We start from the raw sequence: 14,053 nt of genomic DNA, 5'->3' as shown, positions 1-14,053 counted from the left end.
TGAATTACGCCGATAACAAGATAATCTAAGATGAAATCATCTCATATAAATCAGATGCTAATGTGACAATTTGCAGAAAAAAACATCATTTAGTGTTGACGCTGCTGACTGTAAGCATCCTCAGATATTTTATGGTACTGGCGCACACCTTGCTCATACGCGTGATAAGCATCGTACACCTTTCGCATTAAGGGATCTTGATTCGCTTGATCTTCAATCACTTGTTTGGAGATTTTCTCAAGCTCCAACAACACGTTCGGTGGAAACGCTTTAAGTTCCACACCTTCGTCCTTCACTAACGTTTCAAGGGCGGTCACGTTACGGGTCGTGTATTCATCGAGCATATCTTGGTTAATGGCTCTCGCAGCAACTCTGACTATGGCCTGTAAATCCTCAGGTAAACTCTCAAAGGCAGCGGTATTAATCAAGAATTCCATATTTGAACCTGGCTCATGCCAACCAGGGTAATAGTAATACTTAGCCACTTTATGTAAACCGAAGGCAAGATCATTCACTGGCCCTACCCACTCTGCGGCATCAATCGCCCCCGTTTGCAGTGCACCATAAAGTTCACGCCCCGCCATGTTTACAGGTACAGCACCAACGCGTTTCAACACTTCACCACCTAAGCCCGGCATGCGGACCTTCAATCCCTTAAAATCAGCAATGGTATTGATGGGTTTATTAAACCAGCCACCCATTTGCATCCCAGTATTGCCACCCGCGAGGGGAATAATACCAAAGGGTTGATACACTTCAGTCCACAGCTCCATACCACCACCATAGTGAAGCCAGCCATTTATTTCCTGTGCGGTCATACCAAAGGGGATCGATGAAAAAAACTGCGCTGCGGGCGCTTTTCCTCTCCAGTAGAAAGAAGCGGAGTGGGCCATTTGAATTTTACCCTGACTCACACCATCAAATACGGCAAAAGCGGGCATCAACTCACCCGCACCATAAACGCTAATCTTTAACCGACCGTTAGACATTTCATCGACTAAATGCGCAAAACGCTCAGGAGCCATGCCTAAACCGGGGAAGTTTTTCGGCCAAGAGGTCGCAAGACGCCATTCAATGGCAGGTAAAGCATGGGGAACATCAGTTGCGGCGTGGGAAGCGGCTACGCTTTGCGCATCACTGGAGACGGGGTTACAACCGCTCAGTCCCATCAGCAGCACTGAGATAAACAAACTCCCTAACTTACGCATTTTTAATAGTCTCCCTGATGTCAAACGAGCGCATGGATCCAACTGACATGGAAATACACTCAGGATGGGTATCGACAATCACATCGCCCAACCTCTTAAAATAAAACATATTGTTAACACAGAAACTAAGGTAGGGAAACTCAAAAATAGTCTTAAGTTGGTCTAAAACAAAAAGCCACTCTATGAAGAGTGGCCTTGAAATCTAAGCTAAACAGTATTGCTGAGCGATTAATTAACCGCGACAATTTGGCGTATTAGGTACTTGTGCATTCGCATCCCACTCATTTTGAGTGAAAGTATGAATAGACAAAGCATGCACGCCATTGGCTAACTCATAGGCTAAGTGAGTGTTGACCAATCGATGACGGGCTAATAAACGTAAGCCATCAAACTGCTCGCTTACCAGCACAACTTTAAAGTGGGTTTCTGAATTCGGTGGTACATGGTGACGATTACTTTCGTTAATCACTTCTAAATGGGTCGGCGAGAAGCATTCGGTTAATTTCTGCGAAATAGTGTTAGCCACAGTGCCCTGCACATGAGTATTGGACATATTCGAGTCTCAGAATGGGAAAATCCAGTTGCCGCAGAGTACTGCTTCAAATTGAAAAGATCAAATTCACGCTTTCAATTTGTTGATGCCCTACCACTTTATATCCAGTCATATTTCGCAGTGCTTCACCATAGGCAGTTAGCGGGAGGCAATTAACCATGGAAATTAACGATAAGTTGTCTAAAGGTATAGTTCCAACGCGGCTCTTTTACTTTCAAACGTTTAGGCAAACTGTGTAACCAGTCACTTTGCATAGGCCAGTGCATGATCAGTAGATCGCCACTGTGCAAACTGATGCAGTACTTGGTTTGACTGTGCTTATGCTTAAGCACAAAATCCCGCGTGGCGCCTAAGGTAATAGAAGCAATATGACTCCCCTGAGCAATTTCAGGTTCATCATCACTGTGGGCGCCCATACAATCTTTACCATCGGCGTAGCGATTCACTAATACCCCGTTGCTCTCCAAGCCATAATCCCGCGCTAACTTATCCCTCAACTTGTGAGCATATTTAGGCCAAGGTAAGGCGCGGATAAACAGTCCAGAATATAAATAGTCGCAGCCCAAATCGCCAAACCACACTTGCTGGCGAGGAATAGCGTGAAACTGACCAAAGACTTGGATTTCTGGGCGGCTTAAGGGATAGGTCAGCGCTTCTTTCATTAGCGCCGCTTGCTGCTCAGCATTAAGATAACCCCGCACTAAGGTGATGGGCGGTTTAATTTGAGCCTCACCCTCTGTATCAAACCCTAACTTACCTTGCTGCATTGACGTCCTCCATGCGAGCCGTCGCACTGCGCCATGAAATCTGCGATAATCTGCGCCTTAAATTTATTGGCGCAGTGTGGCACATGACAACACAATTTTCAGTAGCGGGTGTTGAACTCGAACTCTTACGGTATCCGGCTCAGCAGGAATCTAATCTTCAAGCTTGGGATGCCGCCGATGAACACTTACTCAAAAGCCTTATTGAGTCAGAGCAAGCCGCCGTGCCAACCGCCATTATCAACGACAGTTTCGGCGCTTTAAGCTGCGGTTTATCTAAATTGAATCCATGTTGGCCACTGCGTGTTGAAACCGATGCCAGAACCAGCTTTTTAGGCACAGAACAAAACCATGGCCGCAATCAGTTGCCAATGGATAATCTGCAGTGGTTTACCAGCCGCGATACCTTGCCGGAAAACTTAGCCTTAGTATTGATGAAGTTGCCTAAGAACTTAAGCTACTTTGCCCACCAGCTAAGACGCTTGTCGCAAGTGTTACCCGCAGGCACTCGTGTATTAGTAGCCGCCAAATCCAAATCGATTAATGGCGCCTTACTCGACATCTTTGCTAAGCATTTAGGCCTCGCAAGCGCCAGTTTAGCGTGGAAAAACACACGAGTGATCACCTGTGTCAGTGATGGCAAACCAAGACCATTAGCCAAAGAAGTGACTTGGGCCGTACCCGAATATCAACTTGAGATCAGCAATTTAAGTAATGTGTTTGCCGCCAACAAACTCGATATTGGCGCACGCATCATGCTAGAGAATCTGCCCAAAGGGGATTTTAAGTCGATTGTTGATCTCGGCTGTGGCAATGGCGTGCTGGGGTTACGCACCGCCCAGTTATTCCCAGAGGCTGACATTCACTTTATCGACGATTCTGAAATGGCAGTCGCATCAGCCAAGGCAAACTGGGCACGCAATCAATTATCCGCAGACAAAGGCCACTTCTATTGGGACGATTGCATGACGCATCTGCCCGATGATGTTCAACCGGATCTGGTGCTGTGTAATCCGCCGTTTCATCAAGGTGAAGCCATTACCGATCATATCGCCTGGCAGATGTTTTTAGATGCTCGCCGTCGCTTAAAAGACGGTGGCATCTTACATATCGTCGGTAACCGTCATCTGACTTACCATGTAAAATTACAGCGCTTATTTAAGAACTGCACCACAGTCGCCTCCAACGGTAAATTTGTGATCCTACAGGCACAGAAAAAATAACCTCATCGAAATTGACACGTTAAATGAGAGCCAGCAATGTCTGGCTCTTTTTTATACAGGGCTCTTTTTATGCAGAGCAATGACATGTTGGAAAAATAGCAGTCGGAGATTTCCTAAAAATCAACAACAACTAGCCGAAAAATACACATACAAGTACACTTCTTGCCGACAAAGGTTTATGAGTTAAGCACTTAAACACTTAGGAATGAGATATGCCGTTAAAGGATGACGTTGCCCAACTAAAAGCTGAGCTGGCACAGTTACAATCGCTGCATTTATCGCAGCAATCTTCGCTCGGTCGTCAATTAGCAGAATTCTCCACTAAGCTCGAGACCTTAAGTCAGCAAATTGCGACTGAAGACGCCACTGAAACCACTCTGAATATGGCAGCGAGTGCTTCATCGATTGCATCTGTGCTCACCGCCGCCGATAACGCGCCTACATTAACCTATGCGGCACAAACACCAACCCTTGAGCCAGCTTCCGTAGAACCAGCCCCAGCAGAACCCAACCCATGGCTGCAAGGCCCTATACCAGGAGAACCTTGGCAAGAAGACCCTTGGCAAAGAAAAACGAAAAATACCTCGACAGAACAAACCGCTAAAACCGAACACCTTTCTCAAGCGCAAAATCAACAGCTGAGTGATGAAGTCAAATTGCAGGCAAGCGTGCAAGCGGCGAGTCAATTTGATGAGTTGTTATCCCAAGGACTCGCGGCCGTCATGGCACCCTTTGCGGCAGTCAACGAGCAAGTCAAATCTTTCTACCATCATTATCAGGCTAAGGGATTAGGACCTGTCTTTTTAATGACTGTCGCAGGCATTATCACCCTGACCTTAGGCTTTGGTTATTTACTGCAATATTCAATCAACCATTGGTTTTCAGAACTTGGCAAAGCGCTACTCGGGTTTGCCAGCGCGAACGCTATCATAGTGGGCGGGATTTTTATTCGCCAAAAACGCGCGGGCATGGCGGATTTTGGCTCAGGTATTGTCGGACTCGGACTCATACTTAATTATCTCTGCGCGTACTTTATTGGGCCGTATTTTGAGTTAATTCCCAATAGCGCGAGTTTTATCTTACTGTTATTGATCACTTTGGCGGGTTATGGCCTGTCGATGCGCTTAGATGCCAAAGTGATCGCCGTGATCGCCTTAGTCGGTGGCTCGACCGCACCTATGATGCTGTTATCCCAAAGCTATGCGCCGCTATTGTATCTGCCTTATTTACTGCTTATTGGTACCGGCGCCCTTGCCCAGAGTCGCAAACTTAAGTGGCCGCTGCTACTGGAAATCACCGCCCTGTTGCACATAGGCTGCATCGAAGCTTTTAGCCATTTCATTGAATTGCCACTCAGCGACGTTGGCGGCGTCAGTCTGCTCGCGCTTATCAGTATTAATGCGTTCTTTTATCTCTACGGCATCACAGGCCTACTATTTACCAAGCAGTTTACCCATCATGATGAAAAATATAATGCACTGAGCCATCGCATACTCGCCCTACCGATAGCATTGCTCGCCTTTGTGTTATTAGAGTTGACGCAATTTACTGAGTTCGCAGGGGAAATCTTTGCGGCCAACGCACTGATTTGCGCAGCCCTCTATTGGAAGCGCACAGGCAACCTAGAAAAAGCCCGCAGCGGCTTATTGTTAGTCTTTGCAGGGAGTTTTGCAGGATTTGCCGCACTGTATTTACTCAGCCACAATTTCCTTGGATTAGTATTACTGCTCGAAGCCTTATTACTGTTGTGGATTGGCACCAAAGAAGAACTGATTTCCGTTCGCGCCGAAGCCTATGTATTGCTGCTGATGGGATTAGGGCTCAATGCGTCTAGTGTACTGACAGGCATGAGCCTTTTAGAATCAAGCTTTATCGATGGGGTGCCAATTTCTCCCTTGTCAGCTTTTGGCTTTCCACTGTTAGCACTGGCCTTAAGTTGCGCCGCCTTAGTCTTAGTGATTCAGCTATTAACACTCCATCATGCATTGCTTTCGACCCTAGAAAGTCAGCTAAACAGAGTATTAAAAGAGCTATTAAGCGGTTTTTATGTGGCGACAATTATCCTCGCGGCTTACCTTTTGAGCAGCGATTACTACCTCGCCATCTTGCCACTCGTCAGCCTATTACTACTGTATTTGAGCGCAAAGGACAGACTCGTTATCAGCGAGTTTGCTGCTTGGCTCTTACTATTGCCGCTGCTGTTTAAGGTTGTTGAAGGCATAACGCTCACAGGCAGTTTTAGCTTTAGTGCCCAGCCGCTTATAGCAAAACTGGCACGGTTTGAGTTATTTATCGCCCTACTCTTGGCCCATTATTGGTATCGTCGCCACTATAAAGATGCCTTATTTGCCAAAGCCGCTTATACGATGCAAATCTGCTGCTATTTGCTGCTGCCGCTTATTCTGCTGCCCAAAGTCATCCGCAACCATTGGGAATATACCGCTATTGCACTCTGGCTGAGCACCTTTATGAGCCTAGGTTTAGCCTACTTTGTTAAACATAAGAGTTTGAACATAGAAGCCAAAATCCTCACTTGGTTAGCGGTTCTGATGACAGCCTCGCTATGCCTTATTCACGCTTGGCAAGGACTCGCGGCGCTAGCCGTTGGCGCCCTATTTATGGGCTTCACACTGCTTCGTTATCGCCAGTTACCCGAGCATTGGCGCCCCTTGCTGCAACTACAATGGCAATTGAGCCCTTATTACTTTGCACTGGTATTGGCCGTGATCGTTTATGGCTTTAATCATTCTGAGCTAGTAGGAATAGCCATGACAGCATTAGCCTTAAGTGGTTATTTTGCATTGCTAATCCAAAGAGGTTTAAGCCTGAGAGGTGTAAGTCAGAGATCTGTAGGCCAAGCCTCATATAGCGCAAAATTCCCCCTCACCGCCGAAATCCAAGCCGCAATAAAGGAAAGCTATCATCTCGCCTATGGCCTCACTTTAGGCTTAGCCCTGTTGCCCATCATGTTGCATTTTGAGCTAACACTCGGGCTTAATCGTGATAATGCCTCGTTTGTGTTAATCGAGTTTTTATCACTGGCACTCCTAGCAAGGCTCATCTTGCAGCACGGTGCAGCAATACGCTTGCATAGATGTATCTTACCTTTACAAGGACTTAAGTGGGGTTGGCATCTGTTACTCGCCTTGAGTTACTTTATGTGGAGTTATAGCTTCGATAACATGATTGCCGCCCCACTCAGCGCGATTTTATTGGTTATCCATGGCAGTGTGTTGATGTTTATCAGCTTAAAACCACAAAATGCCGATATGATCCGCCTCGCTGCTGGGCTATTTACCTTATCGACGCTTAAAGTGCTATTACTGGATATGGCGTCCTTCGAGCTAGTGCAAAAGGTGATTGCCTTTATGCTGATCGGGGTCATTTTGCTGACTGTTTCTTACTTCTATCAAAAGGCGAGAAATCGACTGCAGCAAGATTAACATCGTTTTTAAAGCACTAAAAAAGCCGCCATCAAATTGAATCGATGGCGGCTTTTTTACTGTTAACGATTTAATAAAGCGATGAGATATCAGCTATTTAATATGGACTATTCGATACGAGCTATTTGCTCGCCAGTGCCTTATCGAGCGCCTGCGCCACATCGTTAATGATGTCGTCGATATGCTCAATCCCAACCGAGATACGGATAAGATCCTCAGACACGCCCGCCCTTGCCAGTTCATCGGCATCGAGCTGTCTGTGCGTAGTGCTCGCAGGGTGGCAGGCCAAGGATTTCGCATCCCCAATGTTCACTAAACGCAGGATCATCTGCAGTGCATCGATAAAACGTCCGCCAGCACGCTTACCTTCTTCTGCTGTGGCCGCTTTAATCCCAAAGCTGATGATCCCTGAAGCTTTTCCGCCAGTGATCTTGTGGCAATTATCCTGATAAGGGCTGCTCGGCAAGGCACCATAGTTCACCCAACTCACCGCCGGATGCAACACCAGATATTCAGCTAATGCCAAGGCATTCGAGCAATGTCGCTCCATTCTAAGGCTTAAGGTTTCAAGGCCTTGCAACAGTAAAAATGCACTGTGCGGTGACAGTGCGGCGCCGGTATTACGCAGCGGCACAACACGGCAACGACCAATAAATGCCGCAGGACCAAAGGCTTCTGTGTAAACCACTCCATGGTAAGAAGGATCGGCTTGGTTGAGTAAGGCAAATCTTTCCTTATTCGCCACCCAATCGAACTTGCCTGAATCGATAATCACCCCGCCAATCGTTGTTCCATGGCCACCAATGTATTTAGTTAAAGAGTGGATAACGATATCGGCGCCATGCACAAAGGGGCGACATAACACTGGAGTCGCGACCGTATTATCGACAATTAAAGGCACGCCATGTTTATGGGCAATCTCGGCTAAACGCTGTAAATCGACAATATTGCCGGCTGGATTACCAATCGATTCGCAGAACAAGGCCTTGGTTTTATCGTCGATCAGCTCATCGAGGCCTTCAAAATCATCGAAAGCTGCCATACGCACTTCAACGCCTTGACGCGGCAGTGTATGGGCAAACAGATTATAGGTGCCACCATAGAGCTGACTGGTGCTGACGATGTTATCGCCAACTTGAGTCAAAGCTTGAATCGCATAGGTAATCGCCGCCATACCTGATGCCACGGCCAGCGCACCTATGCCGCCTTCAATGGCCGCCAGACGTTGCTCTAGCACGCTAGTGGTAGGATTCATTATCCGAGTATAAATATTGCCAGCGACTTTTAAGTCAAATAAATCAGCACCATGCTGGGTATCATCGAAGGTATAAGAGGTGGTTTGATAGATAGGTACAGCGGCCGCCTTCGTGGTCGCTTCTGACTCATAACCGTGGTGTAATGCCAGTGACTCTAATTTCATTTTCCCTTCCTTATCCGTAGCAGCCCAGTATTCAATCGACATTGAGAATTGCACAAGATTTGTGCATGTTCAACAAGCTAACAGATAGACATCTAGAAGTCTAAAACTTTTTAACCACAGCCTTTAACTTCGGCGCAAATTGTTGCGGATAAGTTCGGCCAGCACCACGACCGCTGAGACTATCTCTGGCGAGCACTCGTATGAGGCATTCAAACGCATAAAATGGCGGAATTCGACCTGATTACTAAAGAGGTTTCCGGGTGCAATACTGATCCCACGCTCAATCGCCTGATAATAAATTTGTGTGGCGTCCATATGTGCTGGCAGCGCTAACCAGAGAAAATAGCCGCCATGGGCGAAATTGACCCCCACAGATTCGGGCAGATGCGCGCACAATAATTGATACATGGCCAATTTACGGCTGGCTAACTTTTTACGTAACTGTTTCAAATGGCGTTCATATTGCGCCGACTGAATAAAATCGGCGATGGCGAGCTGCATCGGCGCACTGGTCGATAACGTCGACATGACTTGTAAGCGTTGTAACTGCGGTGCATGGTATCCCGCCGCCACCCAGCCGACACGATAACCAGCAATCAAAGACTTAGAAAATGAGCCGCAGTGCAACACCCGTCCTTCGGTATCGAAGGCTTTTACTGGCCTTGGCGCGCTGGAATCGACATAGAGTTCTTGATAAACATCATCCTCAATCAGACTGACCTTATGCTCGTTTAGTAGCTGATAAAGCGCCTGTTTTTTAGCATCCGATAAACTGCAACCTAAGGGATTTTGATGTTGGCTCATCAACCAGCAGGCTTTCACTGGATAGGTATTTAACACTTCTGCCAACGCCTCGAGATCAATCCCCTGTTGTGGATCGGTAGCAACCGCAATCGCCCTGAGTTTAAGCCGTTCAATGGCTTGCATCGCGCCATAAAAGGTCGGTGATTCAATGACAACCCAATCACCCGCTTGAGTCAGCGTCGCTAAGCTCAAGTTGAGCGCCTCCATGGCACCCGAGGTAATGATGATTTCGTCGGGCGAAATGCTCATGCCCAATTTGGCATAACGTTGGGAGATAGCCTTACGCAGTCCCGCATTGCCTGGCGGTAAATTATCGGCGGCAAAAGAAGGTGACATGTGCCGAGTCACCTTAACTAAAGATCGCGCCAGTGCTTGTTGCGGGAATAAACTAGGATCGGGAAATCCTGAGCCAAAGGGCACTATATCCGCCTGCTTTGAAGCCTGCAGAACATTGAATACAAACTCATTAATATCCACGCTATCGGAAAGATAAATCGGCTTTTGTCGCTCGGGATAACGAAAGGCTTCTCCCTGCCGCGCGATTAATTCCGGCTTTGGCGCCACTAAATAGCCAGACTTAGCCTGCGCCGAGATCACGCCTTGGCTTTCCAATAACTGATAGGCATTGAGCACTGTCATCAGACTCAAACCCGAATCGGCCACAGTTTGGCGCAGCGACGGCAACTTGTCCCCCGCCTGCCAGACACCTTGGGCTATTCGTGTCTTTAATTCCTGCGCTAACTGCTCGTACTTCGTCATCTGTTATAGCCAAGTCAAGATATTCTGTGTCTGTTATAGCCAGCATATCCCATGGTCTAATAGCACACAAGCTTTCACCGTGGAGCCAATTTAAGGCTTAGCGGACACTGCATTAATGAATGCCTTTGTAACGAGACTCTTATCTCTCGAGGAAATTATGTTTGATTTTGATGCCACTGTACTTGCTAGGATCCAATTTGCTTTTACCATCTCTTTTCACATTATTTTCCCCGCCATCACTATCGGCCTCGCCACTTATCTGGCGGTATTAGAAGGCTTATGGCTGAAAACGGCGAATCAGGTGTACCAACAACTCTATCAATTTTGGTCGAAGATTTTTGCCATAAACTTTGGCATGGGCGTGGTCTCAGGCATAGTGATGGCCTACCAATTTGGTACCCATTGGAGCGCTTTTTCCGCCTTCGCGGGCAGCGTAACTGGGCCGCTACTCACCTATGAAGTCCTCACCGCCTTCTTCCTCGAAGCGGGTTTTCTGGGGGTCATGCTATTTGGTCAGCAGAAGGTAGGTAAAAACCTGCATTTCTTCGCCACTTGTATGGTCGCCACGGGCACGATTATCTCGACCTTCTGGATCTTAGCTTCAAACAGCTGGATGCAGACGCCCCAAGGTTTTGAAATCGTGAACAATCGCGTTATTCCAGTGGATTGGTTTCAGATAGTGTTTAACCCTTCATTTCCCTATCGTTTAGCCCATATGACAGTGGCGGCCTTTATTTCATCGGCTTTCTTTGTGGGCGCATCGGCGGCTTGGCACTTACTCAAAGGTAACGACACGCCCGCGATCCGCAAGATGTTGTCTATGGCGATGTGGATGGCGTTAATTGTCGCACCGCTGCAAGCTGTGATTGGCGATTTTCATGGTTTAAATACCCTTGAATATCAACCTGTAAAAGTCGCGGCGATGGAAGGCCATTGGCGTAATGAGGGTGACAAACCCACACCGCTTATCTTGTTTGCCATTCCCGATATGGACGCAGAGAAAAACCACTTCAGCCTCGAAATCCCAGGGCTCGCGAGCCTGATCTTAAAGCATGATTTAAGCAAACAAGTGCCAGCCTTGACTGAGTATCCCGCCGAGGACAGACCCAATGTGTTGTTAGTGTTCTGGAGTTTTAGGCTCATGGTCGGCTTAGGCTTATTGATGATTTTTGCTGGACTGTGGAGTGCTTATCTCAGGCGCAAAGGCAGCCTCTACAGCAACAAACACTTTCTACGATTTGTACTCGTGCTCGGCCCCGCCGGATTGCTCGCCACACTAGCGGGCTGGTTCACTACCGAGCTTGGCCGTCAACCTTGGGTGATCCAAGGATTGATGCGCACTCAGGATGCCGTGTCTTCCCACAGCGTTACCCACTTGAGTATCAGCCTAGGAATTTTCATCGTCAGTTACTGCGGCATCTTTGGCGTTGGTTATCGCTATATGATGCGACTCATCCGCAAAGGGCCAGATAGCGCAGCAACAAGCCATTAATTTTAATCTAGTTTTACTTATTCAATCTTAAACATATTTAAGGGCTCACCATGGAATTCGATCTACCCTTGATTTGGTTCGGGATCATCATTTTTGCCACCTTAATGTATATCGTGATGGATGGCTTTGATCTCGGCATCGGCATACTGTTTCCCTTCATTCACGATGAGGACGACAGGGATATTATGGTTAATACCGTCGCCCCCGTTTGGGATGGTAACGAAACTTGGTTAGTGCTCGGCGGCGCTAGTCTGCTCGGTGCCTTTCCCCTTGCCTATGCCATAGTGCTCGAAGCACTAACCATACCGCTGCTCATCATGCTGCTGGCATTGATTTTTCGCGGCGTGGCATTTGAGTTTAGATTTAAGTCGGGTGCAGAAGCTAAACCATTCTGGGATAAAGCGTTTATGTTCGGTTCTATCACGGCCACCTTTTCACAGGGCGTAGTACTGGGGGCGTTTATCTCCGGCATTTCGGTGAGTAACCAACAATTTAGCGGCGGTAGTTTCGATTGGTTAACGCCCTTCTCACTTTTCTGCGGTTTTGGTCTTATGCTGGCCTATGCTCTGCTCGGCGCGACTTGGCTGGTGAAAAAATGCCAAGGCGAGCTTAAAACGACCATGCAACAACTCGGCAGAGCACTGACCTTATGCCTGTTGATGACCATAGGTTTAGTCAGTTTATGGACGCCTTTTGTGCAACCCAATATTGCCCTGCGCTGGTTTAGTTTACCAAATTTATTCTACTTCGCCCCAGTGCCAATACTGGTATTAGCCTGCAGTTGGGCCTTGATAAAATCCCTAAATCGTGATGATAACTATCAGCCATTCCTACTCACTCTAGGGCTGATTTTCTTAGGATTTAGTGGCTTAGGGATCAGCATCTGGCCACACATTATTCCACCCAACATCAGCCTTTGGCAGGCAGCAGCCCCCGACAGCAGTCTAAGCTTTATGCTCGTCGGCGCCCTGATGATCATCCCGCTGATTTTGGTTTATACCTTTTGGAGCTACTACGTGTTCCGCGGCAAAGTAACCAAGGATGCAGGCTATCACTAGCCATGACTCAGGTAAAAGAGGCTTCCCACAACACGACCTAAGCTAACTTGGCTTAGGTCGCTGATTCACCTTAGATGACTTTACATATGCAGGAGATCAACATGACGACCCAAACGAAATCCCTCGCCTATCGACTCGGCTGGTTAGTGCTGATTTGGTGTACAAGCGTAAGCTGTCTGTTCCTCGTCTCTATGTGTATCAAAATACTTTTAAAAGGTGCGGGCTTAACAACCTAAGTAAATATTGACTTTAGAAGCTTATATTAAGGCTTAATTCAGTTAGTGCCCATAGCATCTAGTGACAATGCACTAGAACATTCAATGGTTGAATTAATTTGGCTTTCAGTTCTGCCAAATTAACAAGTGCTCAGTTTACTTTACGAGTGCTAGCATTAAATTGACAAAGACTAGCCCCAATACGGCAAAGTTAAAACCATGTTAAATCCAGTTTTACTGTTATCAGTATATTCAGCAAGATTAGCTTAGTTAGGCTTGCTTTATATTTTTACTTGACCTATGGTATCAGCCAAGCAATTACTTATTTAGTTAATGGCAAGATTTAGTTAACAGCAAGGCCGATATACTAAATCGATATACAAAAAATAAATAATCAATCGAATATCAACTTTTGACTGGAGATGTAACACTATGTTTAGCACTGCATTTTCATCACTATTTTCCCATGTGTTAGCTAACACATCTAGTTCAGTAAGCTCAATCCGCCTCTCGCTCAAATTCCCAGTCTAAGCCGAGCGTCACTCGCGCTCGGCAGAATTATAACTTCTTGTGAAATAAGCACAGAGTAATACTCATTTTAATTTCTATGCTTATATTTTAACTTTGTTATTTCAGAGGCGGCAATGGCATATTCTTTTTTTAGTAGTCTTTTCCAGAATTTTATTCTAAAAACTGAAACCTATTATTTACAAAACAGTTTTAATGCCTCTCTACGCCCAACGGCTTTGGCAGGCGTGATTAGTAAGCTTGAGCAGCTAAAGCATGATACGACGAGTGATAAAGTGACTGTGGGACGAGAAATTCACTTAGTTAATCTGCAGGATCAGCAAGAGTACCAAATTGAACTCGTGTATCCACCAAGGCATAAACCCAGTGCAGGACGTTTCTCTGTCATATCAGATTTAGGCGTCAGCTTACTTGGGTTATCAAAGGGCGAACTGGCAGAGGTGAGCATTTTAGGCAAACCAGTTCTGTTTATGATTAAAGATGTCAGTTTAACGAAAAAACAACCTAAAAAGTCTGTATAAGAAAAATCATTTGGCATACTTTTTTGTAAATGGCTATTGAGTATTGCTACTTGACAACATTTCAT

The 14,053-nt window shown here is 46.5% G+C and carries 11 protein-coding genes; 6 read left to right on the top strand and 5 right to left on the bottom strand.

The features are described 5' to 3' along the window. Nucleotides 1-89: 89 nt before the first annotated feature. From L5L97_RS15615 to L5L97_RS15605, 3 genes are all read right to left on the bottom strand, one after another. Nucleotides 90-1,208: a TRAP transporter substrate-binding protein gene (locus L5L97_RS15615; RefSeq protein WP_113939872.1), complete on the bottom strand. Its 1,119-nt coding sequence runs from the start codon at nucleotides 1,206-1,208 to the stop codon at nucleotides 90-92. A 232-nt stretch (nucleotides 1,209-1,440) separates the two neighbouring features. Next, complete coding sequence (locus tag L5L97_RS15610; RefSeq protein WP_173246445.1) at nucleotides 1,441-1,761, bottom strand: BolA family protein; 321 nt, start codon at nucleotides 1,759-1,761, stop codon at nucleotides 1,441-1,443. A 152-nt stretch (nucleotides 1,762-1,913) separates the two neighbouring features. Continuing rightward, a complete protein-coding gene (locus L5L97_RS15605) occupies nucleotides 1,914-2,528 on the bottom strand; it encodes an alpha-ketoglutarate-dependent dioxygenase AlkB family protein (RefSeq protein WP_113939871.1) in 615 nt (204 codons plus the stop codon). 83 nt (nucleotides 2,529-2,611) lie between these two features. On the opposite strand from L5L97_RS15605, the gene L5L97_RS15600 reads away from it, so the two are divergent. Next, the gene (locus L5L97_RS15600; RefSeq protein WP_263182818.1) at nucleotides 2,612-3,748 is read left to right on the top strand and encodes a methyltransferase; all 1,137 of its coding nucleotides are present in this window, start codon (nucleotides 2,612-2,614) and stop codon (nucleotides 3,746-3,748) included. Between the two features lie 212 nt (nucleotides 3,749-3,960). Then, a complete protein-coding gene (locus L5L97_RS15595; protein WP_263182750.1) occupies nucleotides 3,961-7,191 on the top strand; it encodes a DUF2339 domain-containing protein in 3,231 nt (1,076 codons plus the stop codon). 121 nt (nucleotides 7,192-7,312) lie between these two features. Here L5L97_RS15595 and L5L97_RS15590 read toward each other — a convergent pair whose 3' ends face one another. Continuing rightward, nucleotides 7,313-8,611, bottom strand: coding sequence for an O-acetylhomoserine aminocarboxypropyltransferase/cysteine synthase family protein (locus L5L97_RS15590; RefSeq protein WP_263182747.1), 1,299 nt, complete (start codon nucleotides 8,609-8,611; stop codon nucleotides 7,313-7,315). A gap of 123 nt (nucleotides 8,612-8,734) precedes the next feature. Beyond that, nucleotides 8,735-10,174, bottom strand: coding sequence for a PLP-dependent aminotransferase family protein (locus L5L97_RS15585; protein ID WP_263182745.1), 1,440 nt, complete (start codon nucleotides 10,172-10,174; stop codon nucleotides 8,735-8,737). 157 nt (nucleotides 10,175-10,331) lie between these two features. On the opposite strand from L5L97_RS15585, the gene L5L97_RS15580 reads away from it, so the two are divergent. From L5L97_RS15580 to L5L97_RS15565, 4 genes are all read left to right on the top strand, one after another. Continuing rightward, nucleotides 10,332-11,666 (top strand): cytochrome ubiquinol oxidase subunit I, encoded by a 1,335-nt coding sequence (locus tag L5L97_RS15580; protein ID WP_263182742.1) that lies wholly within the window; start codon nucleotides 10,332-10,334, stop codon nucleotides 11,664-11,666. Between the two features lie 50 nt (nucleotides 11,667-11,716). Next, nucleotides 11,717-12,724 carry a cytochrome d ubiquinol oxidase subunit II gene (gene cydB, locus L5L97_RS15575; protein ID WP_168824951.1) on the top strand — a complete coding sequence of 336 codons (1,008 nt, stop codon included), beginning with the start codon at nucleotides 11,717-11,719 and terminating at the stop codon, nucleotides 12,722-12,724. 101 nt (nucleotides 12,725-12,825) lie between these two features. Further along, nucleotides 12,826-12,960 (top strand): DUF2474 domain-containing protein, encoded by a 135-nt coding sequence (locus L5L97_RS15570; RefSeq protein ID WP_105250029.1) that lies wholly within the window; start codon nucleotides 12,826-12,828, stop codon nucleotides 12,958-12,960. Nucleotides 12,961-13,583: 623 nt separating this feature from the next. Continuing rightward, nucleotides 13,584-13,988 (top strand): GreA/GreB family elongation factor, encoded by a 405-nt coding sequence (locus tag L5L97_RS15565; protein ID WP_212600402.1) that lies wholly within the window; start codon nucleotides 13,584-13,586, stop codon nucleotides 13,986-13,988. Nucleotides 13,989-14,053 lie beyond the last annotated feature (65 nt).

It is taken from the genome of Shewanella sp. SM71 (assembly GCF_025653905.1).
Lineage (GTDB): Bacteria > Pseudomonadota > Gammaproteobacteria > Enterobacterales > Shewanellaceae > Shewanella > Shewanella oncorhynchi.
This window is presented reverse-complemented; position numbering and strand designations above follow the sequence as displayed.